Annotated in this window: 21 protein-coding genes; 4 read left to right on the plus strand and 17 right to left on the minus strand. The window is 53.4% G+C overall.

The genetic code is table 11. From position 1 onward, the window contains the following. Positions 1-5: 5 nt before the first annotated feature. The 10 genes from THS27_RS11430 to THS27_RS11475 all read right to left on the minus strand — a co-directional run bounded on the left by THS27_RS11430 (position 6) and on the right by THS27_RS11475 (position 11,937). On the minus strand, positions 6-1,139 hold the full coding sequence (locus tag THS27_RS11430; protein ID WP_085590914.1) for an acyl-CoA dehydrogenase: 1,134 nt from the start codon (positions 1,137-1,139) through the stop codon (positions 6-8). A 78-nt stretch (positions 1,140-1,217) separates the two neighbouring features. Next, a complete protein-coding gene (locus tag THS27_RS11435; RefSeq protein WP_085590916.1) occupies positions 1,218-1,838 on the minus strand; it encodes a carbonic anhydrase in 621 nt (206 codons plus the stop codon). A 106-nt stretch (positions 1,839-1,944) separates the two neighbouring features. Then, on the minus strand, positions 1,945-3,129 hold the full coding sequence (locus THS27_RS11440) for an acetyl-CoA C-acyltransferase (RefSeq protein ID WP_085590918.1): 1,185 nt from the start codon (positions 3,127-3,129) through the stop codon (positions 1,945-1,947). 53 nt (positions 3,130-3,182) lie between these two features. Then, on the minus strand, positions 3,183-4,355 hold the full coding sequence (locus tag THS27_RS11445) for an isovaleryl-CoA dehydrogenase (RefSeq protein ID WP_085590920.1): 1,173 nt from the start codon (positions 4,353-4,355) through the stop codon (positions 3,183-3,185). A gap of 98 nt (positions 4,356-4,453) precedes the next feature. Then, positions 4,454-4,915 (minus strand): PaaI family thioesterase, encoded by a 462-nt coding sequence (locus THS27_RS11450; RefSeq protein ID WP_085590922.1) that lies wholly within the window; start codon positions 4,913-4,915, stop codon positions 4,454-4,456. Between the two features lie 213 nt (positions 4,916-5,128). Continuing rightward, entirely contained in the window at positions 5,129-6,424 is a 1,296-nt protein-coding gene (locus THS27_RS11455) for a TRAP transporter large permease (protein WP_085590924.1), read from the minus strand. Beyond that, positions 6,421-6,993 carry a TRAP transporter small permease gene (locus THS27_RS11460; RefSeq protein WP_246832937.1) on the minus strand — a complete coding sequence of 191 codons (573 nt, stop codon included), beginning with the start codon at positions 6,991-6,993 and terminating at the stop codon, positions 6,421-6,423. The genes THS27_RS11455 and THS27_RS11460 overlap by 4 nt, the downstream gene beginning before the upstream one ends. Before the next feature lie 125 nt (positions 6,994-7,118). Then, positions 7,119-8,141, minus strand: a complete 1,023-nt coding sequence (locus THS27_RS11465; protein WP_085590926.1) for a DctP family TRAP transporter solute-binding subunit — start codon at positions 8,139-8,141, stop codon at positions 7,119-7,121. Positions 8,142-8,645: 504 nt separating this feature from the next. Beyond that, a complete protein-coding gene (locus THS27_RS11470; RefSeq protein ID WP_085590928.1) occupies positions 8,646-9,485 on the minus strand; it encodes an ABC transporter substrate-binding protein in 840 nt (279 codons plus the stop codon). Between the two features lie 583 nt (positions 9,486-10,068). Next, positions 10,069-11,937 carry a DEAD/DEAH box helicase gene (locus THS27_RS11475; RefSeq protein WP_085590930.1) on the minus strand — a complete coding sequence of 623 codons (1,869 nt, stop codon included), beginning with the start codon at positions 11,935-11,937 and terminating at the stop codon, positions 10,069-10,071. A 379-nt stretch (positions 11,938-12,316) separates the two neighbouring features. Between THS27_RS11475 and THS27_RS11480 the strand changes: the two genes are divergently transcribed. After that, positions 12,317-13,987: a methyl-accepting chemotaxis protein gene (locus THS27_RS11480; protein WP_085590932.1), complete on the plus strand. Its 1,671-nt coding sequence runs from the start codon at positions 12,317-12,319 to the stop codon at positions 13,985-13,987. A gap of 236 nt (positions 13,988-14,223) precedes the next feature. Here the strand turns inward: THS27_RS11480 and THS27_RS11485 are convergent, their stop codons facing one another. Together THS27_RS11485 and THS27_RS11490 are read right to left on the minus strand one after the other, a co-directional pair. Continuing rightward, entirely contained in the window at positions 14,224-15,084 is an 861-nt protein-coding gene (locus tag THS27_RS11485; protein WP_085590933.1) for a prephenate dehydratase, read from the minus strand. A gap of 306 nt (positions 15,085-15,390) precedes the next feature. Then, entirely contained in the window at positions 15,391-16,137 is a 747-nt protein-coding gene (locus THS27_RS11490) for a 3-deoxy-manno-octulosonate cytidylyltransferase (RefSeq protein ID WP_085590935.1), read from the minus strand. Between the two features lie 344 nt (positions 16,138-16,481). On the opposite strand from THS27_RS11490, the gene THS27_RS11495 reads away from it, so the two are divergent. The 3 genes from THS27_RS11495 to THS27_RS11505 all read left to right on the plus strand — a co-directional run bounded on the left by THS27_RS11495 (position 16,482) and on the right by THS27_RS11505 (position 19,400). Then, on the plus strand, positions 16,482-17,270 hold the full coding sequence (locus THS27_RS11495) for a cytochrome c family protein (protein ID WP_085590937.1): 789 nt from the start codon (positions 16,482-16,484) through the stop codon (positions 17,268-17,270). A gap of 102 nt (positions 17,271-17,372) precedes the next feature. After that, complete coding sequence (gene hisN / locus THS27_RS11500) at positions 17,373-18,155, plus strand: histidinol-phosphatase (RefSeq protein WP_085590939.1); 783 nt, start codon at positions 17,373-17,375, stop codon at positions 18,153-18,155. Between the two features lie 18 nt (positions 18,156-18,173). Beyond that, positions 18,174-19,400 carry a sodium:proton antiporter gene (locus tag THS27_RS11505; protein WP_085590940.1) on the plus strand — a complete coding sequence of 409 codons (1,227 nt, stop codon included), beginning with the start codon at positions 18,174-18,176 and terminating at the stop codon, positions 19,398-19,400. A gap of 232 nt (positions 19,401-19,632) precedes the next feature. Here the strand turns inward: THS27_RS11505 and THS27_RS11510 are convergent, their stop codons facing one another. The 5 genes from THS27_RS11510 to THS27_RS11535 all read right to left on the minus strand — a co-directional run bounded on the left by THS27_RS11510 (position 19,633) and on the right by THS27_RS11535 (position 23,872). Beyond that, positions 19,633-20,373: a LysE family translocator gene (locus THS27_RS11510; protein ID WP_085590942.1), complete on the minus strand. Its 741-nt coding sequence runs from the start codon at positions 20,371-20,373 to the stop codon at positions 19,633-19,635. Continuing rightward, the gene (locus THS27_RS11515; protein WP_168184875.1) at positions 20,370-20,852 is read right to left on the minus strand and encodes a DinB family protein; all 483 of its coding nucleotides are present in this window, start codon (positions 20,850-20,852) and stop codon (positions 20,370-20,372) included. Before THS27_RS11515 ends, THS27_RS11510 begins: the two co-directional genes overlap by 4 nt. Before the next feature lie 64 nt (positions 20,853-20,916). Further along, complete coding sequence (locus THS27_RS11520) at positions 20,917-21,933, minus strand: DMT family transporter (protein WP_085590946.1); 1,017 nt, start codon at positions 21,931-21,933, stop codon at positions 20,917-20,919. Between the two features lie 476 nt (positions 21,934-22,409). Then, on the minus strand, positions 22,410-23,399 hold the full coding sequence (locus THS27_RS11530) for an aldo/keto reductase (RefSeq protein WP_085590950.1): 990 nt from the start codon (positions 23,397-23,399) through the stop codon (positions 22,410-22,412). A gap of 68 nt (positions 23,400-23,467) precedes the next feature. Further along, positions 23,468-23,872, minus strand: coding sequence for a cupin domain-containing protein (locus tag THS27_RS11535; protein WP_085590952.1), 405 nt, complete (start codon positions 23,870-23,872; stop codon positions 23,468-23,470). Positions 23,873-23,918 lie beyond the last annotated feature (46 nt).

The following is a 23,918-nucleotide window of genomic DNA, read 5'->3' on the forward strand; positions in this document are numbered from 1 at the left end:
ATGGTCTAGTCCGCCAGCGACCGTGCAATCACCATGCGTTGAATATCGGATGTGCCTTCATAAATCTGGCAAACACGCACATCGCGATAGATGCGCTCCAGCGGAAAGTCTTTAAGGTAGCCATACCCGCCGTGGATCTGGATCGCCTTGGAGCAGACTTCTTCGGCCATTTCGGATGCAAACAGTTTTGCCATGCAGGCCTCGGTCAGGCAGGGCTTACCGTCGTCACGCAACTGTGCCGCACGATGGACCAAAAGGCGGGCGGCATCAATTTTGGTCGCCATATCGGCCAGACGAAAAGCAACCGCCTGATGGTCAATTATCTTTTTGCCAAATGTTTCGCGTTCATTGGCATAATCACGGGCGGCATCAAAGGCGGCACGCGCCATGCCCACCGATTGCGCAGCAATGCCAATGCGCCCGCCTTCAAGATTGGCAAGGGCGATTTTATAGCCCTGCCCTTCGGCCCCTAGCATGTTTTCGTCGGGCACCCGGCATTCAACAAAGGTAATCTGGCAGGTATCAGATGCGTTTTGGCCCAGTTTTTCTTCGGTTCGCGATACCACATAGCCCGGCGTGTCGGTCGGCACGATAAAGGCGGAAATACCGCGTTTTCCGGCTGAAGGGTCAGTCACGGCAAACACAATGGCGATATCACCTTCGCGGCCTGATGTGATGAACTGTTTGGCCCCGTCAATCACCCAGTGATCGCCATCGCGAACGGCCCGGGTTTTAAGGGCACTGGCATCGGACCCCGCCTGTGGTTCGGTCAGGCAAAACACGCCAATTTTTTCACCAAGCGCCATAGGCACCAGAAATTCCTGTTTCTGGGCCTCGGTGCCGAATTTTAAAATCGGCATACAGCCAACCGAATTATGCACCGACATAATCGTCGAGGTCGCGCCGTCGCCTGCGGCGATTTCTTCTAACGCAAGCGCATAGGACACATGGTCCATGCCTGCCCCGCCATATTGTTCGGGAACCAGCATGCCCAAAAAACCAAGCTCACCCAGTCCGTTAATCGCTTCGGCGGGGAAAATATGGTGCGCGTCCCATTTTGCCGCGTGAGGTTTTAATTCGTTTTCGGCAAATTCACGCGCGGTATCGCGCACCATGATCTGATGTTCTTCCAACCGCATGGCGGCTCATCCTCCCGATTGGGCGACATTACCGGCCATACGATCGCAACGGGGATACCCCCAAAGACCAGGCCAGGTTTATTCTTCGCCCTGAACAAATTCATCCTGCGCCGCATTATAGCGCCACAGAACCCCTTCTTTCATGCCATACCACCACCCGTGCAGGGTAAGGTCACCAGCTTCAACCCGTTCCTTGATGAACGGGAACGTCATCAGATTTGTTAGCGAATTACGGATCGAATGACGCGATACCTTGTCCACATCCGGTCCGTGGTGAAGGCAGCATTTCGCCATGCTGACCCATTCACCGATAAAGTCACGCTCAGGAACCTTTCCCGCTTCTCCATGCTCGACCAGTGCCTGAATCCCCCCACACGCCGAGTGACCCAAAATCACGATATCGTTGACCTTAAGGTCCCGAACCGCAAACTCGATGGCAGACGACGTGCCATGATAATTTTCGTCGGGCTCATAAGGCGGGACAAGATTGGCAACATTGCGGATGACGAACATTTCGCCCGGCTCTGCATTGGTCAAAATGGCGGGATCAACGCGTGAGTCCGAACAGGCAATCAGCAACACTTCCGGCTTCTGACCCATATTGACCAAATCTTCAACGCGCTCAGGGCGCTGTTCGTAATACATCGCCCTGAAGCTTTTGAAACCGGCCAGCATCCGCTCGACAGTGCTTTTTGCCATCGTGTCAATTCCCTGTGTTGAAATACTCTCTCGTGGCACAAAATAAGAGTAATCCACCGGCTTGGGTAGCCCCGAAAAGACAGTTTTTAGAATTTCTCTAAAGTGATCAGATCAGCTCCACCGCCATTGCAGTGGCTTCGCCGCCGCCAATACACAGCGATGCAACACCCTTTTTGCCCCCGCGCGCCTGAAGGGCATGGATCAAAGTAACCAGCAATCGTGCGCCTGTTGCCCCAATCGGATGCCCAAGGGCACAGGCCCCGCCATTAACATTGACCTTCGCGTGGTCCAGCGACAAATCGCGCATCGCGGCCATGGCAACCACGGCAAAGGCTTCGTTGATTTCCCATAAATCAACGTCATCGACATTCCAGCCGGTTTTTGCCAGGACCTTGCGAATAGACTCTATCGGTGCCGTGGTAAACCAGCACGGTTCCTGGGCATGGGTGGCATGAGCAAGCACACGAGCCAGCGGTTTCAGGCCACGTTTTTCGGCTTCGCTTTGGCGCATCATCACCAATGCGGCCGCCCCGTCGGAAATGGATGCCGAATGCGCCGCCGTTACCGTACCATCCTTGCGAAAAGCCGGGCGCAAGGCAGGAATTTTTTCAGGGTTGGATTTGGGCGGTTGCTCATCGGTAGAAACAACAACATCACCTTTGCGGGTTGAAACTGTAACCGGGGTAATTTCACCTTCAAACTGACCGGTTTTAATGGCTTCCTGCGCACGGGTAAGCGATGCAATGGCATATTCATCCTGTGCGTCGCGGGTAAAGCCGTATTTATCCGCCGTGTTTTCGGCAAAGGTCCCCATGGAACGGCCTTTTTCATAGGCATCTTCCAAACCGTCCAGCGCCATATGGTCATAAACCTGTGAATGACCATATTTGTTGCCACCACGCATATTGGGCAGCAAATACGGCGCATTGGTCATGCTTTCCATACCGCCCACCACCATCGCTGTGGCACTGCCAGCCAGCAAAATGTCATGAGCCAGCATCGCTGCTTTCATGCCCGATCCGCACATTTTATTAATCGTTGTCGCCCCCGCAGCACGCGGAATACCGGCATTCCAGGCTGCCTGGCGCGCGGGTGCCTGTCCCTGCCCGGCAGGCAGCACATTGCCCATTATCACTTCATCAATGTCATCAGCCGAAACATTGGCGCGTTCCAGTGCGGCTTTGATAGCAAAGCCACCCAGTTCAGCCGCAGTCAGACTGGCAAAATCACCCAGCAAACCGCCCATCGGGGTACGGGCACAGGAAACAATTACAACCGGATCATTCTTCATCAAAATCCCCTTTATTCGGGAGAACAAAATTTATATCGCGAAAATTATGGCAATTACGCCGTTTCACCAAATAATTCACGGCCAATGAGCATACGGCGGATTTCGCTGGTGCCTGCGCCAATTTCGTAAAGTTTGGCATCGCGCAGCAACCGGCCTGTGGGATATTCGTTAATATAGCCATTACCACCCAGCGCCTGGATCGCCTCCAATGCCATCCATGTCGCTTTTTCAGCGGCATATAAAATCACCCCGGCCGCATCCTTGCGCGATGTTTCACCGCGATCACAGGCCTTGGCAACTTCGTACACATAGGCACGGCAGGCATTCATGGTGGTATACATGTCGGCCATCTTACCCTGCATCAGCTGAAATTCGCCAATCGCCTGACCAAATTGTTTGCGTTCGTGAATATAGGGCACCACAACATCCATGCAGGCCCGCATAATGCCCGTGGGGCCAGCAGCCAAAACGGCACGTTCGTAATCAAGGCCGCTCATCAGCACGCGCACGCCGCCATGCAGGTTGCCCAGCACGTTTTCTTCGGGCACTTCGCAATCCTGAAACACCAGCTCGCAGGTATTGGACCCGCGCATCCCAAGTTTGTCGAGCTTTTGTGCGGTTGAAAAACCCTTGAAGCCCTTTTCAATAATAAAGGCCGTAATGCCTTTTGGCCCCGCACTGGCATCAGTTTTGGCATAAACCACCAGGGTGTTGGCATCCGGACCATTGGTGATCCACATTTTATTACCATTCAGGATGTAACGATCACCCTTTTTCTCGGCCCGCAATTTCATGGAAACCACGTCGGAACCGGCACCGGGTTCGCTCATGGCGAGCGCCCCAATATGTTCGCCGCTGATCAGCTTGGGCAGATAACGGGCCTTTTGCTCCGCCGTGCCGTTGCGTCGCAACTGGTTCACGCACAAATTGGAATGCGCCCCATAGGACAATGCAACCGAGGCCGACGCCCGGCTGATTTCCTCCATAGCCACCACATGTTCCAGATAACCAAGGCCGGTGCCGCCATCTTCTTCGGGCACTGTAATGCCCAACAGGCCCAAATCGCCGAATTTGCGCCATAAATCGTTGGGAAATTCGTTTTTCGCATCAATCTCGGCGGCACGCGGGGCAATTTCGGCCTCGGCAAAGGACGAAACACTGTCGCGGATGGCTTCGGCGGTTTCGCCAAGATCAAATTTCAAATCGGGAAAATCAACAAATGCCATGGGATAATTCCTGCCCTAGATCGATTGTTATAAACGAAAATCCGGTGCCGGCATTGCGGCACCTTTTATTTGAATGACGGGCGCTTAACCCGCCTGTGTCAGGCTGCCCCCAACAATTCGGGCGGCAAGCGCATGACTTTCAGGGTTTGAAGGGCCGTCGTGCATAAAACATCACGTTCACCGTCATGGCCAAACACGTCAATGCGGGTCACGATAATAGAACGCCCCCGCGATATAACCTCGCCCACGGCGCGCAGCTGATCACCTAACCCCGGTGCGACGATGTTAAGTTTATATTCCACCGTCAGCATCCCCTGATCCGCGGCAACCAGGCTCCATCCAGCGAAACCACCGGCAATATCGGCCAGCCCGGCAATCGCCCCGCCGTGAAAATAACCGTTATGCTGCACCAGATCAGCGCGGGCCGGCATCACCAGCTCCACCCTGCCCGGCATAACCTTTTCCACCCGCGCACCCAGCGACAGATTGTAAGGTTGCTGGGCAAACCGGCGGCGAACTTCGGCATCATAGTCGGGATTTTGTGGTTCAAATGCGGTCATGACGGGCGTGCCATCCTGAAAATCGGAAAATAGATTCCCTTTGTAGTTAACGTTTACGTTAACGTCAAATTAAATCGGCAAGAGACTACCGAATTAATGTTTTGCCCGCGACGAACCTTGGTAATCCCATCAAAAAAGGCGACATCCATTAAACGGATGCCGCCTTAAAACCGGATCACGCCGCCAACAGCGACCTGCCGAAGGATCAAATCTTTATGTGCGGTAGCCTAATAATTCAGGCAGCCAGGTTACCAATGACGGAAATGCAATCACAAAGGTCATCGCAATCGCCATCGAAAGGACCAGCCACAGGCTCCATCCCACCGATTTTTCCAGCGGAATACCGGCAATTCTGGTGGTGACCATCAAATTAACGGCAACGGGGGGCGTGAACTGGCCAATGGCAATGTTCATGGCCATCACCACGCCAAACCAGACCGGGCTCCAGCCAAATTCCTGCATGATCGGCATCAGGATTGGCAGCATGATCAGATAGATCGACACGCCGTCCAGCACCATACCGGCCAGCAGCAACACCACCATGATCAGAGCCAGAACCACATGTTCATTGCCCGACAGGCTAAGAATACCATTTGCCAGCAGATCAAACGTGCCCAACGCCGCACCAGCCCAGGCAAAAATACCTGCCAATGTAATGATCAGCATGATCACGCCCGATGTCACCGCCGAATCGACAAACAGCCGGTACAGATCCCGCAAGCGAATGGTGCGATAAACAAACATGCCAATCACCAGCCCATAGGCCACAGCAACCACGGCGGCCTCGGTCGGGGTGAACAGGCCCGATCGCAAGCCCCCCAGAATGATAACCGGGGCCAAAAGACCGGGCAGGGCATGCATGAAAGCAGGCAGCAAGGCAGACTGGCTTCGGGTTTCCTGTGCGCCAAAATCATGTTTGCGCGACAGCAAAAGCACGGGAATGATGATGGCCGCACCGGCCAGAATGCCAGGAATAATACCACCGGCAAACAGGGCACGCAGATCAACACCGGGCACGATGATGGAATAAATGATCAACGCGACCGACGGCGGAATAAGAATGGCGGTAGAAGCCCCCGCCGCAATCACGCTGGCGGAAAATTCGCGTGGATACCCCGCCCGCATCATCGACGGGATCATGACCATGGCAACCGCTGCGGCATCGGCCGGGCCAGACCCCGACATGCCGCCCATCATCATGCATACCAGCACGGCAACAACAGCCAACCCGCCGCGACGCGGGCCAACAATGGCACCGGCAAATTCCACCAGCCCCCGCGCCACACCGGACCGTTCAAAAATCATACCGGTTAAAATGAACAGGGGAATGGCGATCAGCGGATATTTGGCAATGCCGTTATAGGTATTGGTGCCAACTGTCGCCAGGGCATAGACATCAAGACCAAAATAAATGCCAACAACAGCAGAAAAACCAAGCGCAATGGCAATGGGCGCGCCCATAAACAACAAAACAGCAAAGGACGCCAGCAGGGCGAAACTGGGGGTCATTTCACCCCTCCTTCGCGCTCGGAATTGCGGCGTGCATGAGCCAGTCGCCAGGCATGTTCAACCACGCGAAACAGAATAACCAGCGACAGAAGGGGCAACCACAGCGAATAGATCCAGCTGGGATAGCCCAGACCGGCAGAGACCTCGCCATATTCGTATTGATCAAGGGCAAAAGTCGCCCCGTAATACATGATCATGGCGAACAGCAGGGTTGTTATTGCCAAAATCAGAAGTTCGACAACAATACGAACCGGACGCGGGAAACGCGCCAGAAAAAATGTTATGCGAATATGTTCGTTCCGGGCAAACGCAATTGAGGCCCCGACCAGCGTCATCACCACCAGCAAAAACACCGAAAATTCTTCGGTAAAGGCAAAGGAAATGTCGGTCAGATAACGCACGACCACATTTGCAAGACTGATCAGACAGATCAGTGCCATGGCAAGGGCGGCGATGGCCTCTTCTATTTTCAGCCAGGGGCCGCCGGCAGGATCGCCGTGTGCTTCGGGGGATGCATCACCATCTGGTTCGGCATCAAATTCAATAGGGATTCCGTCACGATCCGACACGGTCGGGACCTTTCAAACATAGCGCATTATTTTACGGGAAAAGTAGAAAACAGAAAACCGGCCCCCACAATCGCAATATGCAGTTGTGAAGGCCGCGTAATCAATATTGTACGGATCAGATAACCTTAGCGGTCAGCAATGGATTTTTCAGCCATATCAACCAGATCGGCCCCGATACGATCTTTCCATTTGCTATACACATCACGGGTCGCATCGACAAATTTCTGACGCTGTTCTTCGGTCAGGGTGGTGATTTTCGCACCACGTGCTTCAAGGGCCTTGATCAATGACTGGTCATCATCGGTCATGCCTTTACGCGCCAGACCAATGCCATAGGCACCCGCATCGTCGGCAGCCTTTTTAACAATCGCCTTGTCTTCGTCGCTAAACGAGCCCCAGACACGTTTATTCACCGCAAAAATCAGCGGGTCAGCCACATAATGCCACAGGGTAATGTAGGTTTGCCCGGCGGTTTCCATTTGCGCCACGTCATAAACCGTCAGCGGGTTTTCCTGGCCGTCAACAGCACCGGTGGTCAGGGCGGGCTTGGCGTCGGCCCAGCTCATTTGCGTCGGGTTTGCCCCCAGCGCTGTGAAAATATCGTTATAAAGCGGCGAGCCAACAACGCGCATTTTCAAACCGTCAAGATCGGCTGGCGAGGTAATCGGATGCTTGGAATTGGTCACTTCGCGGAAACCGTTCTCTGCCCAGCCAATCGGTTCGATCCCCTGTTTGCGGATAGCTTCGAAAATTTTCTCTCCCACCGGCCCCTGGGTCAGGGCATCCATCGAGGCAAAATCAGGCATTAAAAACGGCAGCGAAAACAGGTTCAGTTCTTTTACCTGCGGCGACCAGTTGATGGTCGAGCCAACGGCCATGTCAATAATGCCCTGGCGCATGGCGGTAAATTCCTTGGTCTGGTCCCCCGAAACCAGTTGGGCATTGGGATAGACCTTCATATGGATGCGCCCGTCGGTGCGTTCCGACACCAGTTCCGCCCATTTTTCAGCAGCCTCCCCCCAGGGGAACGGTTTGCCAAGCACGGTGGAAACCTTGTACTCGCCTTTATAATCGGCGGCATGCGCACTGGCGCCAAGCGCCAGGGCCGCGCCAACAACTAACGCGGGCAGGCTTTTAAGAAAGTTCATAATGTTCGTCCCTCCCAGAACGGATGTGTTTTTGGCAACTTAATTTTGTTAATGGCGGAAGTTAATATGGAATCTGTCGTAAAAACAACTCCAAAGGCACAATTTTGCCGCGCCACCACAAGGGTCATCCCTTGTCACGCAAACGACATACGTATTTCCCCGCACCCACAAAGCTGCAGTTCAAAATCGATCCAAGTACAAACAATCCAAAGGGTTTATATTGCATTGGCACAAAAACACCCTCAAAGACCCGATGCCAAAGAACAGAATGCGGAGAAATACTGCAACAGTCGCCGGTGACACGTCTGTTTGAACAGCCACGGGTCGATCAAACACACTGCGTAATGGGCAAAGCGTACCCCGAAACCGCAACAGGCTCAGCTCTGACCGCCCTGCCCTGACCGCCCTGCCCGACGAACCACAATTGAATGGGGTCATAAAAAAGGCGGCCCCTTTAGGACCGCCGATCATTGCTAAATTGCATTCAAACACCCCACAGCACGATCAGTTGGTGAACTGGCCCCATTGTTCGATATTACTGGCGAGAAGTTTTTTCATCAGGCCATCATCCACCAGTTTTCGAATGGCGGCGGAAAGTTTAACGCGCAGGGTTTCAGTATTACACGGTGATGTTCGCGACATGGTGACAAACAAATCTTCGGCACTGATATCAACCGGATTGGCGACAATCTGCGACATATCATTTTTGGCAATAAAGGCCGCCGCCGGAAAATCCTCGTAAACCAGATAATCCGCGCGCCCCAGTTCCACCAGCCGCAGGCTTTGCGCCAAGGTCGGGCTTTCGCGCAAGGTTAATTTTTCCTGCGCGAAACTGTCAAATTTCGCGCCGAAACTGTTATTGATGACGGTAACGCCCTCCAGCCCGATCAGTTCCTGCCAGCTGCTGATTTGACGGGGAAAGTTTTTGCGGGTCCAGATCCGGGTGCGGGTCCCCTGAAAGGCTGGCTTCAGGTAATCCATATAAAGAGTGCGCTGGGGTGTAAAAAATGCGCCCGCAATCAAATCAAGATTGCCCCGACGCATTTCTTCCTGCACCCGGCCCCACGGGCCTTCATTAACCACAGAAATTTCAACGCCAATTTCCCGCCCCACCTGAATGATAAATTCGGCGTTTGCGCCAATCAGTTCAGCGGGGTTATCGGGGTTGGGCCATAAATAAGGCGGGTAATCCGGATTACCCGAAACAATCAGGCGATGGCACATGTCATCCGCCGCCCAGGCTGGCGTAACGGCCATCATCAGGCATAGCGACACGACAGCCAAACATCCGATAAAACAGGATGTCATCCGCTGAACCGTCATAGAACAAAGGCTAGAGACCATGTTCGATCCCCCGTTCCTATCAAATGCCAGGCTGTTGTTCCAAAGAATATCAAATACAGCCAAAGTCTTGCAGGCACTTTACCCGCCAATACTGGCCGTTTTCCACATCCGCACCGATTTTTTCCAGTCTGACCATCAATGACTTTAACACAAATCAAATCCTGTCCAAATACGATATTTGAAAAGGGCATTTTTGTGCAGGTGCAGCAAAAGTTTAGTATAAATTAAATCTAATATTATAGAACATTCACATATAAAACCAGAAAATCGACATGTAAAACTCAAAAATTCTAAATAAAAACAGATATCAGTCACATTTTTACAAATTTAAAAATACAAAACTCATGTTATTTCGAATAAAAATATTTAAAAATGAAAACTTTGCCGGCACAACGACGAAATATTTCAATTATTTACTTGTAACCAACAAATAATAACATCAATCACCGGATCGGCATTTCAACCGGATCAACATCCGGTCACATCTCGAACAAGGCAGCAATAAATCAGGCAAAATACAAAAACGGGCGGCGAGCCATACAGCTCGCCGCCCGTAAAATTTATAGTCCCGTCCGGCTAAGGATCAGGCCGAGCGACGCTTCAGGCCAGCCTGACCGGTACGTGCGCCACCCTGGCTGCGCGGACGATCACCAAAATCGCGTTTAGCACGACCTTCGCCGCCTTCACGGAATTTGAAGCCTTCGGTACGACCGGCATCACGCGGTTTGCCTGCGAAACGACGTTCACCGGCACCGGCTGCTGCACGATCTTCACGCGGGGCACGATCAGCGCGGTCTGAACCACGGTCGTTGCGATCATCACGGCCACGGAAAGAATTCGGGCGATCATTGCGATCACCACGGTCCTGGCGGTCAGCACGTGCCGGACGATCGGCCTGTACCGGGCGTTCGCCCCGTTCAGCACGATCACCACGCGGCGCATAACCACCATCACGTTCACCACCACGGGCAAAACGTTCGCGGTTCGGACGACCGGCAAAGCCACCACGGTTACCACCACGATCTTCACCTTCGAAACGCGGCTTGCGCGCTGCGAAATCCCCACGGTCGCCGCGATCACCACGATCATTAGCTACCGGCGCATCATCCCGACGGGCAAAACGACGGCCACCTTCGCCTTCGCTGCGGCCGCCAAAGCCACCGCCGCCATTACCACCGCGACCGGCATAACCGCCACGACCAGCGCCAGCACCACCGCCATTGCCGCCACGACCAGCATAACCACCGCGACCACGACCAGCACCACCGCGATCATCACGGCCACCACCAGCACCGCCACGGCGCGCTGCCGGGGGCGATACATGGAATTCGTGATCTTCATCAATCGTCACATCCTGACGGATGACACGTTCGATATTGCGCAAATGACGGACATCACGCGGTTCGCAGAACGAAATCGCAATACCGTCGGCGCCACCACGACCGGTACGGCCAATACGGTGAACATAGTTTTCCGGGTCGGTCGGCAGATCGTAGTTCACAACATGCGAAATGCCAGGAACGTCGATACCACGGGCAGCAACATCGGTTGCCACCAGAACCGGGAAACGGCCATCACGGAAATTACGCAAAATTTTCTGACGGATACGCTGCTGTTTATCGCCATGAATGGCGTCAGACTGCACACCGGCATCCTGAAGCTGGAAAGCCAGTTCATCGGCATCCAGTTTGGTTTTGGTGAAAACCAGAACCCGGTCGCTGCCTTCGCGCTTGATAAGCTGCAACAGCAAAGCGGTTTTGTTCTGACGGGTCACAAACATGCCACGCTGGGTAACACGTTCGGTCACACTGGCCTGCGGTGCGGTCTGCACCTTGACCGGATCGCGCAGAAGGCGGTCGGTAAGGTGACGAACGGCATCAGGCATGGTTGCCGAGAACATGACGGTCTGATGTTTGTAAGGCAGCAGTTCAGCCACGGTCAGAACATCTTCGGAGAAGCCCATATCAAGCATACGGTCGGCTTCATCGAGAACGAAAACTTCAACATCGTCAAAACGAACCGTGTTGCGTGACATATGGTCAAGCAAACGACCCGGCGTTGCGACAAGAATATCACAACCGCGACGCAGTTCCTGAATCTGCGGGCCCATCGGTGAACCACCGTAGACAACAGTTGAAAACAGGCGAATGCCTTTTTTGAAATCGCGCAGGCACTGGCCGATCTGATTTGCCAGTTCGCGGGTCGGTGCCAGAATAAGGGCACGCGGCTGACCAGGGGCAGGGCGTTTCGGATTTTCAGCCAAACGCTGAAGCAGGGGTAAACAGAATGCTGCAGTTTTACCGCCACCCGTCTGGGAAATACCCATCAGATCCTTGCCTTCCAGCAAAGCAGGAATGGTTGCGGACTGAATTTCCGTCGGAGCTGTAAAACCTGAGGATTCGACATTGCGCAGCAGAGGCTCGATAAGGTTGAGCCCTTCAAAATTCGTCATAAAAGGTAAAGTCCTTCAAAACACCGGTGGCGTCATGTTCACGCCTGAAAAAAACAAGCCTGCCCGAACGCAAGCTTTCCGGTGCTCGGCGATAAACCGCAGCCACGGACCCTGCATGAGAAGGCAATGATGAGGTCATGACGTCATCACGTCATGCCCGCCCCCGCCTATCTACACAGTTCCTGACAGCACTATCTGCCCTACAAGCGAAGGAATGACCCGGTTGATACAGATATGTGGGTGCAATGTCAAATTATCTGCACGCCGGGCAGCCATGCGGCAAAAGCACAAGAACAACTATTCGATGAACTGTAATGGACCGCCCTCTCTTTTTGAATTATTCCATTAAGCCTAATTCCATTTGCAGAGGGCAAATGCCATGCGCTTTCGCGTTATGACTGGTATTTTCGCCATACCGGCGATATGCCTGATCACGTTAATCGCCATCGTAACAACAGTGGCCTTTAATTACCAAAACAGCATTCGCACAGAGAAATACAGCGAAATCAGCCACTTGACTGAGGGCGCTGTCAAAATTATTGACCAATATGTCAGCAAGGTAAAATCAGGCGATCTCGACGAAGCGACCGCCAAAGCCCAGGTTCTTGCCCTGTTGCGCGAATACCGGTTCGATTCCGGCAATTACGTTTATATTTCCGATTTCAGCCATTGCATGGTGCTGGACCCGCTAAGCCCCGAAGACGAAGGGCAATGCAAACCGGACAGCAAGGTTCGCAAAATGATTGTCAGCACCGCAAAATCAGGCGGCGGCATCATTACCTATGACACCAAAAAACCGGGCGAAGGCGACCGCCTGATCGAAAAGGCTGCCTATGTGCGCCCGATTCCGCAATGGAAATGGGCCCTTGGCACCGGCGTTTACATGGATGACGTCGCCAAACAGTTTCAATCGGTTTTATGGCAACTTGGCATTATTTCGCTGATTGCCATTATCATTGCAGGCACCCTGTCCTGGATGGTCAGCAAGCAGATTGCCAACAGCATCGTCGGTTTGAACCGCAATATTCGCACCATTGCCGATGGCAATTACGCTGCCGACGTCGATACCGACTCGCGGTTTGTTGAAATTGCCGACATGGCCGCCGGAGTGGTATCATTACGCGATACGTCGGCATCGGCCAAAAAACTTGAAAGCGAAGCCCTGAAGCAAAAACAGCAGGCCGAACAGTCGCGTCGAAACCACATTCGCGATATTGCCAAAAAACTCGAACAGGATGTTGGCTCGATTGCCCATGCCGTTGACGGGTCGGCGGGAAAATCGCTGACGCTGTCGGAAAACATGGCACGTAATGCCAGTGGCATTCTGGTTCACAGCCGCGACGTTGCGACAACTGCAAGCGATGTATCGGCAAATGTTGACGCAGTTGCGGCTGCGACCGAAGAGCTTTCATCCTCTATTCATGAAATTGGCGGCCAGATCGACCAGATGGCTCAAACCGTTGTGCAGGCAACAGATGAAAGCAACAATGCCCGCAACGATGTGGGCGGTTTGTCACAATCGGTTGATAAAATTCAGGAAATCGTCAACCTGATTAACGACATTGCCGGTCAGACCAACCTTTTGGCCCTGAATGCCACCATTGAGGCGGCCCGGGCCGGTGACGCAGGCAAAGGATTCGCCGTGGTTGCAAGCGAGGTTAAAAACCTGGCCACACAAACCGCACGCGCCACCGAAGAAATCGCCAATCAGATCAATTCGGTCGTTGAAGGCACCAACCGGGCTGTAAGCGGCATTAGCCGGGTATCAGACACCATTGGTATTTTGCGCGAGGTTTCCACCACCATCGCCAGTGCAATTGAAGAACAGGGCGCTGCCACCCGCGAAATCGCCAGCAATGCCCATCGCAGCGCTGGTGGCGTTAAACAAATTTCGGATACGTCGGATAAAACCATGCGCGACGCGCAGGGAACAACCGGGGATGCCGAACAAATGAAAGCTGCAGCACAGGAGCTTTCACAGCGTTCTGCCGAGCTCACCCGTATGATTGGCCATTTTTCACGCGACCTCAGCAAACAGGCCGACAACTAAGCCGATAATATTCAAAAATTACGGCCTTGCCCTGCGCGCCAGGCCAAAGACCCGACAGAAAAACGGGCCGTCACATGTCAACGTGGCGGCCCGTTTTATATTTTCAAATCCGGTTAACCTTGTCTTTTCCTCGACAGAAAAAACAGACAAGGCGTTGTCTTTCACGGCACAAAACACACAATCCGTGCCATCAAATCGACGTCAACTTTAAGGGGCAGGCTTTAAAACCCCGTGCGTTACTCTGCAGGCAACACATTTTCACGACGGAACGGATGGGCCGGATAAACGCCTAAAATCAGAACCTCGTGGGAAAAGAACTGCAATTCTTCCAACGCATGACGCAGCCCGAGCTGGTCGGGGTGGGCCTCGACTTCGGCGAAAAACTGGGTCGCGGTAAAATGGCCTTCGACCATATAGCTTTCCAGCTTTGTCATATTGATGCCGTTGGTGGCAAATCCACCCAGCGCCTTATACAGGGCAGCCGCAACGTTGCGCACCCGAAAAACAAAACTGGTCACAACCGGGCTGCCATCATTGGGGGCGGTTTTGGCTTCGCGCGACAGAATAATAAAGCGCGTGGTGTTGTGCGCCGCATCTTCGACCTCGGTGCGCAAAACATCGAGCCCGTAAATTTCGGCCGCCAGCAACGGTGCAATGGCCGCGATGGATTTATCGCCCAAATCGGCAACTTCCTTGGCACAGCCCGCCGTATCGGAACCAACAACAGCGGGAACACCCAGTTCCTTGCGAATTTTGCGGCATTGGCCGAGCGCATGAACATGGCTGCGAATTTCGCGAATATCAGAAATTTGCGTGCCTTTAACCCCCAACAGGGCATGATTGATACGCAGGAAAGTTTCACCAATAATATGCACACCCGACTCGGGCAGCAAATGGTGCACATCGGCAACGCGACCCGCCAGCGTATTATCAATCGGGATCACAGCCAGATCAACTTCACCATCACGCAAGGCCCCAAATGCGCCTTCAAAGGTCGGGCAAGGTACGGTTACCGCGCCCGGAAAAGCCCGCCGTGCCGCCTGATCAGAATAGGCACCGTGCATCCCCTGAAAAGCAATTCGCATCTGGTTGGTCATTGGATCATTCCTGTTAAATCCGGGCAACAGCCCCTGGCATATAGAAACAGATATTCGAGGTCATGCGTCGCAACATGCGAATCCTGCCGCATGTTGCGATAACGACACGACATTTTTGTTATAGCTATAATTCAGGCCCGGATAAAACCATCCATTTCTCACAGGCCACTCAGGCACGACCGGAATCCCCGGAAGACACGGCACTATGTTATCGATGTATCGGCCATTGGCACAAAACACCTGTACTGCCCGCCAAAATCGATCCCGGGATGCCGGTTTGATCGGCGACAGCCCGTCTCGGGGCAATCAGCCCCGATTTGCCAGAAATTCGCGGGCGCGTTCCAGGTCTTCGGGGGTATCAACGCCCAACGGCACACCATCGACCAAGGCAACCGCAATCACCATGCCGTTTTCAAGTGCGCGAAGCTGTTCCAGCCGTTCGCGCATTTCCAGTTCGGCAGGCGGCAAACTGACAAACCGGTCCAGCGCGGCACGGCGATAGGTATAAAGCCCGATATGATGATAAAGTGGCCCGTCACCATGTGGCGCAGTCGCCCGGGTAAAATACAGCGCCCGTGCCACCCGCAAATTGCCAAATGCGGCAACCGCCTTGACCACATTGGGATTATTGCGTTCTTCATCGCGGCGAATAATGGCCGCCAGCGTTGCAATATCCACCGCCGGATCGGAAAGCGGATTAAACACAGCACGAATATCGGCGGCGTCAATAGTGGGCAAATCGCCCTGCACATTCACCACCGCGTCATGTTTTTTAAGCGGATCAAAACTGCTTAATGCCTGATGTACCCGGTCCGAGCCACTGGGAAGGTCGGGATCAGTTAAAACAGCAATACCGCCAGCATTGCTGATGGCATCGGCAATTTCCTGTTCGGCGCAGGCAACGATCACGGGGCCAATTTCGGCTTCGACCGCGCGACGCCAGACATGCACAATCATTGCTTCGCCGTGAATATCGGCCAACGGTTTGTTTGGCAGCCGGGTGGATGCCATACGGGCCGGAATAACAACAACAGGATTGCGGGGGGCGGACATGGGTATGGGGTCTCCGATCCGAAAACAGTATGCGGGCATCCCGGCGAAGCATTCATCAACGTAAGCGCGATGCTTTTTTACCGGGAAGAAGTTGAAACGACGCGACAATAACCGGTTTCGCCCCCTTGGCAAAAGCAGGAATCCACCTGTAACCGCCAATTTCTGGCAAGTTTCGTCATAACTGTGAAGAAAGGTTGATGAAAAACTATGAAACGTATAGTTTCCGATCAGCAGTCTGGCCTGTTGTCGCATGCGTATTTGTGTGGGGGCGTCAGGGACGCATGGGTCAGCCGCGTCATAAGAATAAAACCTGAGAGTTATATTGGCTGTTACGGGATCCCGTCATGAAAACGATGGAAATCAACAAGATCGTCGCCGGAATTATCGTTGCCGTACTTTTGGTGGTCGTAGTCGGCAAAATCGGGGGTGCACTTGTACACCCCAAGGAATTGGAAGAACCGGTTTATCCTTTTTCGGATGACCTGATGGCGGCTGCAAACCAACCTGCGGCTGCACCTGAAAAACCTGCAGGACCGGAACCGATCCTGGCAATGCTGGCAGATGCCGATGTTGCAGCAGGCGAAAAGGTGTTTAAAAAATGTGGCTCGTGCCATGACAACACCAACGGCGGCCCCAACAAGGTTGGTCCGAATCTGTATGGTATTGTCGGTAACGTGGTCGCCCACAAGGATGATTTCAGCTATTCCGATGCCGTTGCCAACCACGGCGGTAATTGGGGCTATACCGAGCTGAACCATTTTCTGTATTCGCCCAAGGATTACATCCCGGGGACCAAAATGTCGTTTGGCGGCCTGAAAAAACCGTCTGACCGCGCCAATGTCATCGCGTTCCTTAACAGCATGTCGGACAATCCGTTGCCCGCACCAAGTGCCGATGAAATTGCTGCCGAAGAAGGTGGCGACAAGGCCGCAGCTGAAACCGGCGAAGCCCCGGCAGACGAGGGTGCAGCCAAAACCGAAGACACCAACGGTGATGCAGGCAATGCCGAAGCAACCGACGATGCCGCCGGTGATGTTGCTATGCCCGAAGAAGGCCCGGCCAAAGACGGTGATGCCGCCAATGACAATGGCGAACCGGCACCCGCCGAAGAAGCCCCGGCTGCGGGTCAGTAAAGCGGACTGAAACAATAAAACGCATATTTTGCAGGGGACGGTTTTCCGTCCCCTGCTTTTTTATGGCATAAAGCGATTCTCTGTTGCGCACAGGAGCCTGCCTTGGACCAGTATAACCAATTCGTAAAAATCGCCCATCGCCTTGCCGATGTCGCCCGCCCGGTGGTTCGCAAATATTACCGCACCGCAGTTGCCGTCGATGTGAAGGCCGATGCCAGCCCGGTTACCATTGCCGACCGGGAAGTGGAAACCGCGATGCGTGCCATTCTGGCCGAGGAATGCCCCGATCACGGCATTCTGGGCGAAGAACATGGCCGCCAGAACATTGATGCCGAATATGTCTGGGTTCTGGACCCGATTGATGGCACCAAATCATTTATTGTTGGCAAACCCAGCTTTGCCACTTTGATTGCGCTGTGCCACAACGGCAAACCGGTGCTGGGCATTATCGATCAGGCGATTACCGACGAGCGCTGGGTTGGGGTCACAGGCGAGGAAACCACTTTTAACGGCAGCCCGGTTTCGACCCGGCCCTGCCCGACGCTGGATCAGGCGATTTTCTTTACCACCGCCCCCGAGCTGTTTCGCGGCCCGCAAATTTTAGCCTACGAGACGATTCGCAACCAGTGTCGTCAGCCAATGTATGGCGTGGATGCCTATGCCTATGGCCTGACGGCCCTTGGCCTGGCCGACCTGGTGGTCGAAGCAAACCTGCAAGCCTATGATTTTTGCGCCCTCGTGCCCGTTGTTGAAGGGGCCGGCGGCAAAATGACAGATTGGCAAGGCGAATCCTTACACATTTACAGCGATGGCTGTGTCGTGGCGACTGGTGACCGGCAGTGTCACGAACAGGTCCTGCCCATTACCAGGGCAGCACTGCCATAACAGCCAGAGGCCACCATTATGCTGGAATGGATCGCTATTTTGTTTGTCGCATCGGGGCTGGTTTATGGCCTGTGGTCGCGCCGGATGCAGAAATTCAATATATCCTCGCCAATGATGATGGTGCTGGCCGGCGCGATCATAGCCCTCCCGCTGGGGTTATGGGCGCAAGCCCCGCTGGAACCTCTTAAAGAGAATTTCCATTTTGCACGGGTCTTTTCCGAACTGACACTGGCGATCATTCTGTTTCTGGATGCGGCAATTCTGGATTACCGCAAGGAACGACCAGCCCTGCGGCTTGCAACCCGTTTGTTAATGGTGGGCCTGCCGTTAACGGTTTTGCTAACATGGGTTGCCGCCTGGTACGGCATTGCACCGGGTCTTGGCATTGTTCCAGCCCTGCTTATTTCATTAATGGTGTCCCCTACCGATGCGGCCCTTAGCCGCCCGGTTCTGGAAAACCGGCACATTTCATCGCCGGTGCGCCAGGGCATCAATATTGAAAGCGGGCTTAATGACGGGCTGGTGTTGCCAGTTTTCACCACGGCCCTTGCCATTCAGGCTGCTTTATCCGGGCAAACGACCAATGGCTGGATAACCGAAGCCATTTTGGAAATCCTGCTGGGTGCCGGTGTGGGCATCGCCTGCGGGGTGATATTGGGGATGCTGGTAAACCATGCCGTTGCCCGCAACCTTATGATTGACCGATTTGAACGGTTGTTTGGGGTGTTATCGGCCTTACTGATTTTTTTGCTGGCGGAAAAAGCCGGTGGCAATGGCTTTGTCGCTGCCTTTGCTGGCGGCCTGGCCTTAAATATTGCCAGTTCCAGGGTGGCCAATGTGATTGAAAGTTTTGGCGAGGCGGAAGCTGAACTTTTAACCATGCTGACATTTTTCGTCTTTGGCCTGCTGATCCTGCCCTCGGTCTATGAACTGTGGACCGTGGAAATGATGCTGTTTTCCGCCCTTAGCCTGCTTGTCCTGCGTCCCTTCTGTGTGTGGGTCTGCATGATCGGATCACCGTATAATCTGGCAGAAAAACTGTTTATTGGCTGGTTTGGGCCACGCGGCATTGCCTCGATCATTTATCTTTTGATCATGGTCACCATGCTTGGAATTTCAGGATATGAAGCGCTGGTTGCATGTGTGGCACTGATTGTTACCATCAGCGTCGTTGCCCACGGCATCAGTGCCACACCGCTGTCAAACGCACTTGCCAATCACACCAAAAAGAAACGCCCGGCCTGAACACCAGGGCCGGGCGCATTCCATATGCCTATCTCCCACCTGCACGATCAGGCAAAAAACACATCATATGGTCGCGAAACCGCACCTGAAAGCGGCCCCGCCTTACCCTTTCATGTCTGGTGAAAACCGGTTGGTTTCATCAGGCATGATCGGGAATTCTGCCAGATACCAGGCACAATTGTGCCAATATATACCGGACGACAGGTCGGCCACTTTTCCAACAAGTTGTGGTTCAAATACCCCGGTCGCCAAGTGCAAGACGCAGCCCCAGCGCCAAAAACACCGCACCCAATGCCCTTTGCAACCATTTCCCCACTGACCGACTGGAAAAATGCTGGTGAAAATGGCGTGCCGCTGCTGCAACCACCAGCACAATGGACGTTTCAACAACAAAACCAATCATATTTACGATGGTCCCCAGGACAAAAAACTGTGCCGACTGATGCCCCAGGGCCGGATTAACAAACTGTGGTAAAAACGCCATAAAAAACAGGGCGACCTTGGGGTTAAAAACATCAATCAAAACGCCTTGCCGCCATGCCCGGAAAGCCGTTGGTGCCACCTGATTGCGATGCCCCGTGCGAGTACGGGATGCAAAAGCAACCGGTGCCGATGCAGAGGCCCCCACCGGCTGGGCATTATCATGCTGTGCGGCGTCGTCTGTTACTGCCGCGGGTGACTTGAAGGTCGCGTAAATCGCCCCAAACCCCAACCACGCCAGATATAAAACCCCCACCCATTTCACCACGGCAAATGCCAGTGCCGATGTCATTAAAATGGCAGACAGACCAATGGCCGCAAATATCACATGAACAAATGCCCCCGAGCACACTCCAAGACTGGACATAATCCCAATTTTGCGGCCATGGGCTGCGGCCTGTGCCGAAACAAATGCCAGATCAGGCCCCGGCGCAATATTTAGCACCAAAGCCGCAAGCAAAAACGGGCCATAGGACAACACCAGATCAATCACTGCGAATAACCTTTAAGCCGGGCGAAATAGATCATGTCTATTTCCAGTGACGGGTGTCCCGCTGATATCAGCTGGCTGTGAAGCTGGCCTCGATGATGGGTTTGATGGTTAAAAACATGCCCCATAATTACATTACGCGGGGTGGCATAGGTAACCCCGGCAACATTTTTGTACGTCAGAACATCGGCCAGCGCAGCATCATCGAGTGTATCGACATAATTGATCATATTGTCGTCAATGGCGATTCGCGCAGCTTTGTAATCGGCATATAGCGGCCACGGGGTGTCGGCCAGCCCCATCTGCAAAATCTCGCCGCGTAAGCGCGCCATCCATAATGTATCGCCGACCAAAAGATGGTTTAACGTTTTCATGATTGACGGAAAAAATGCTTCACGCGGCGCATCAAGGTCAATCTGATCAAGGGTATCACAGGCCGCAATAATATGCGCATTCGCCCACTGACTATAGCGTGCGAACATTTGAAAATATGCTGCGTTCATCTTTCCCCCATCTAAAACTGTTTCTATGCGCCCGGTATTATTTTCAGGGAGCGTCGCCCTTGCACGGCACAGCTGCAACCATCGCCGCTGGCGCACGCATCGACAAGTCCATGTTACGCTTTGCCGACATCCCGGTCGAAGCCGGATCGGATAACGGCGTATTGCCTTCTATTACCAATGCCTTTGCAATCGCCTTTCGCCGCGACAAAATCACCACATTGCCCACCAGTGTCAGACCAACACCCAAAATGATATTGGCATGCCAGACAAAACCTTCGGCAAAGGTTGAAATTGCCAGTGCCACCACCGGAAACATCACCGAACTGTATGCGGCACGGTCCGGCCCGATACGCCCCAGCAGGGTCAAATAAAACCCGAATGCGAGTATGGAACCAAAAACGGACAGATACACCAATGCAATCAAGAAGGATGGGCTGGTATCAAAAACAATCGGCTGGCCGGAAACCAGAATATAAACAGCCAGCATTAAAGACCCATACATCATGCCATAGGCATTGGCCTGCATAACGGGAATACCGCTGGCCTGATTGCGCGCCGATGCCATATTTCCCAAAGACGCCACGTAGCATGCGACAAGCGCCATGATCAGGCCAATGCTGCCCCCGGCAGCAAGATCAAACCCGGCCAGATCAGGGGCAAAAATAACGCAAATACCGCCCAAACCAATAATTGCGCCAATGATGGTGCGGGTTTCAGGGCGCCGTTTAAAGAAAATCGCACCATTAATCATGTTCATGATGACAATGGCCGAAAACACCACCGCCAGCAAACCCGATGTCAGCCAGGTTTCCGCCATGTAAATCATTACGTAATTAAGCGAAAACAGGCATCCCCCCATCAGGGCCATAAACATATGATCCCGGCGAGAATAGCGCATGGGTAATTTACGGATTTTGCAATATGCCATCAAAATTGCCGCTGCCAAAATAAAGCGATAGGCAACAGCCAGTTCCGGCGATACCGACAACTGATATTTGATCGCGATCCAGGTGCTCCCCCAGATCAAAACAACGGCGGCATATAATCCTAACGGCCCCACAATACATACTCCCATGCTGGTGCGAGGTCGCGAATTTATGACGATTCCAGTAACTTTCTCAAACCATCAAATTTGATCAAATCATTAGAAAAACTAATGCATAGTCGGGCACTTAAAATGCCTATTGCCGTTTTCTGCGATGTTTTGATGCGCACGGCCCTGGGGCAACGAACCTGTTTTTCACCAACACCGACGCAAAACTGTCAGCAGACACTGCAAACATCAACCGGGATGGTGAAGATTGCAGGCAAAATACGTCGGCGGGTGGGCCGGGGAATAAAATGCAAACCTGATCCGGGCGGTTTGCCCCCGGATCAGGTTTGCTAACGGGGCGGGCGAAATGGTTTTGCCTCTTTGCCACCAGGTCGCAGGCTATAGCTTAGCCAAGGCCAATGCTGGCCCCGGTGATCACGAAAACCCTGTTTTTAATCTGATCTGACGTGGCACGTTGCTTTCAACCTGTTTCACCGGTTGGCCTAGCGATTGATCCACTGCTGCAAATGCGCCGGATAACGGTCGCCCACCACCTTGATCCCGGACAGGGCGTCGGCAATTTCGTCCAGGTCGCTGGTGCCCAGTTCAATACCGGCTGCTTTGATATTTTCCAGTAAACGATGCAGTTTTGTGGTGCCGGGAATGGGCACGATCCATGGTTTTTGCGCCAAAAGCCACGCAAGGGCGATTTGGGCCGGTGTTGCCTCTTTCTCATCGGCAATTTTGCCTAACAACGAGACGAACTCGTGATTGGCCTTGCGCGCCTCGGCGCTAAAACGTGGCACGATATTGCGAAAATCGCCTGCATCAAATTGGGTTTGATCGTCGATGGTGCCGGTTAAAAACCCTTTGCCCAAGGGGCTAAACGCGACAAAACCAATGCCCAATTCTTCAAGCACCGGCAAAATGTCATCTTCGGGCTCGCGCCACCACAGCGAATATTCACTTTGTACCGCTGCCACCGGATACTCGGCATGCGCACGACGAATGGTGGTCGCACCGGCTTCTGACAATCCGAAATGTTTAACTTTGCCTTCGGCAATCAACCGGCCCACTGTCCCGGCAACTTCCTCGATCGGCACATCGGGATCAACACGGTGTTGATACAACAGGTCAATCCGGTCTGTGCCCAACCGTTTAAGCGAGGCCTCGGCCACGGCCCGAATGTTTTTCGGGCGGCTATTCATGCCCGACTGGCGGCGATTGTCATCTATTTCGAATCCAAATTTGGTCGCTATAACAACGTCATCGCGGATGGGGGCCAATGCCTCGCCAACAATTTCTTCGTTGGTAAACGGACCATAAGCCTCGGCGGTATCAAAAAAGGTAACGCCAATTTCATGCGCCTTGCGCAAAAGCGTCACGGCATTTTCCTTATCCATTGGCTGACCATAGGCGAAGTTAATCCCCATGCAGCCAAGGCCAATTGCCGAAACCTCAAGTCCACTATTCCCAAGAAAACGTTTTTGCATCACCGATATTCCTTGTTGGCACCCGGCACCACCAAATGTGGTCCGGTTTGGCTGCAGGCAATGCTGGTTTAGGCCAGACTGGAAAGATAATCAGCGTCTTCAACCTTTTCGAGCCAATCGACAGCTGAACCGTTCACAGCTTCGGCTATGGCAATGTGTGTCATGGCGGTAATATCTGTTGCGCCGTGCCAATGGCGCTCACCTGGTTCAAACCACACAATATCGCCCGGGCAAATTTCCTGCTTTGCCTCGCCTTCGCGCTGCACCCAGCCAAGGCCGCTGGTGACTATCAGGGTTTGTCCCAAGGGATGCGTATGCCATGCGGTACGGGCACCGGGTTCAAATGTTACGGTTGCACCACCTGTCCGGGCAGGGTCCGGGGCCTGGAAGCGGCTGTCGATACGAACGTTGCCGGTAAAATAATCTGCCGGACCAACAACCGAACCCGTGCTGGCATTGCGCTGAATTTTCATGGGGAAAACCTCCGGGTTTCAAAAAAATAACCGCATGATGGCGCAA

Source organism: Thalassospira sp. MCCC 1A01428, from assembly GCF_002115825.1.
Taxonomy (GTDB): domain Bacteria; phylum Pseudomonadota; class Alphaproteobacteria; order Rhodospirillales; family Thalassospiraceae; genus Thalassospira.

Bases quoted from the DNA above. Each gene is read 5' to 3' on its own strand.
- THS27_RS11430 (WP_085590914.1), bottom strand. From the start codon at position 1,139: ATGCGGTTGGAAGAACATCAGATCATGGTGCGCGATACCGCGCGTGAA.
- THS27_RS11480 (WP_085590932.1), top strand. From the start codon at position 12,317: ATGCGCTTTCGCGTTATGACTGGTATTTTCGCCATACCGGCGATATGC.
- THS27_RS11530 (WP_085590950.1), bottom strand. From the start codon at position 23,399: ATGCAAAAACGTTTTCTTGGGAATAGTGGACTTGAGGTTTCGGCAATT.
- THS27_RS11435 (WP_085590916.1), bottom strand. From the start codon at position 1,838: ATGGCAAAAAGCACTGTCGAGCGGATGCTGGCCGGTTTCAAAAGCTTC.
- THS27_RS11455 (WP_085590924.1), bottom strand. From the start codon at position 6,424: ATGACCCCCAGTTTCGCCCTGCTGGCGTCCTTTGCTGTTTTGTTGTTT.
- THS27_RS11490 (WP_085590935.1), bottom strand. From the start codon at position 16,137: ATGTCCGCCCCCCGCAATCCTGTTGTTGTTATTCCGGCCCGTATGGCA.
- THS27_RS11485 (WP_085590933.1), bottom strand. From the start codon at position 15,084: ATGACCAACCAGATGCGAATTGCTTTTCAGGGGATGCACGGTGCCTAT.
- THS27_RS11465 (WP_085590926.1), bottom strand. From the start codon at position 8,141: ATGAACTTTCTTAAAAGCCTGCCCGCGTTAGTTGTTGGCGCGGCCCTG.
- THS27_RS11495 (WP_085590937.1), top strand. From the start codon at position 16,482: ATGAAAACGATGGAAATCAACAAGATCGTCGCCGGAATTATCGTTGCC.
- THS27_RS11505 (WP_085590940.1), top strand. From the start codon at position 18,174: ATGCTGGAATGGATCGCTATTTTGTTTGTCGCATCGGGGCTGGTTTAT.
- THS27_RS11445 (WP_085590920.1), bottom strand. From the start codon at position 4,355: ATGGCATTTGTTGATTTTCCCGATTTGAAATTTGATCTTGGCGAAACC.
- THS27_RS11450 (WP_085590922.1), bottom strand. From the start codon at position 4,915: ATGACCGCATTTGAACCACAAAATCCCGACTATGATGCCGAAGTTCGC.
- THS27_RS11535 (WP_085590952.1), bottom strand. From the start codon at position 23,872: ATGAAAATTCAGCGCAATGCCAGCACGGGTTCGGTTGTTGGTCCGGCA.
- THS27_RS11515 (WP_168184875.1), bottom strand. From the start codon at position 20,852: ATGTTCGCACGCTATAGTCAGTGGGCGAATGCGCATATTATTGCGGCC.
- THS27_RS11440 (WP_085590918.1), bottom strand. From the start codon at position 3,129: ATGAAGAATGATCCGGTTGTAATTGTTTCCTGTGCCCGTACCCCGATG.
- THS27_RS11470 (WP_085590928.1), bottom strand. From the start codon at position 9,485: ATGGTCTCTAGCCTTTGTTCTATGACGGTTCAGCGGATGACATCCTGT.
- THS27_RS11475 (WP_085590930.1), bottom strand. From the start codon at position 11,937: ATGACGAATTTTGAAGGGCTCAACCTTATCGAGCCTCTGCTGCGCAAT.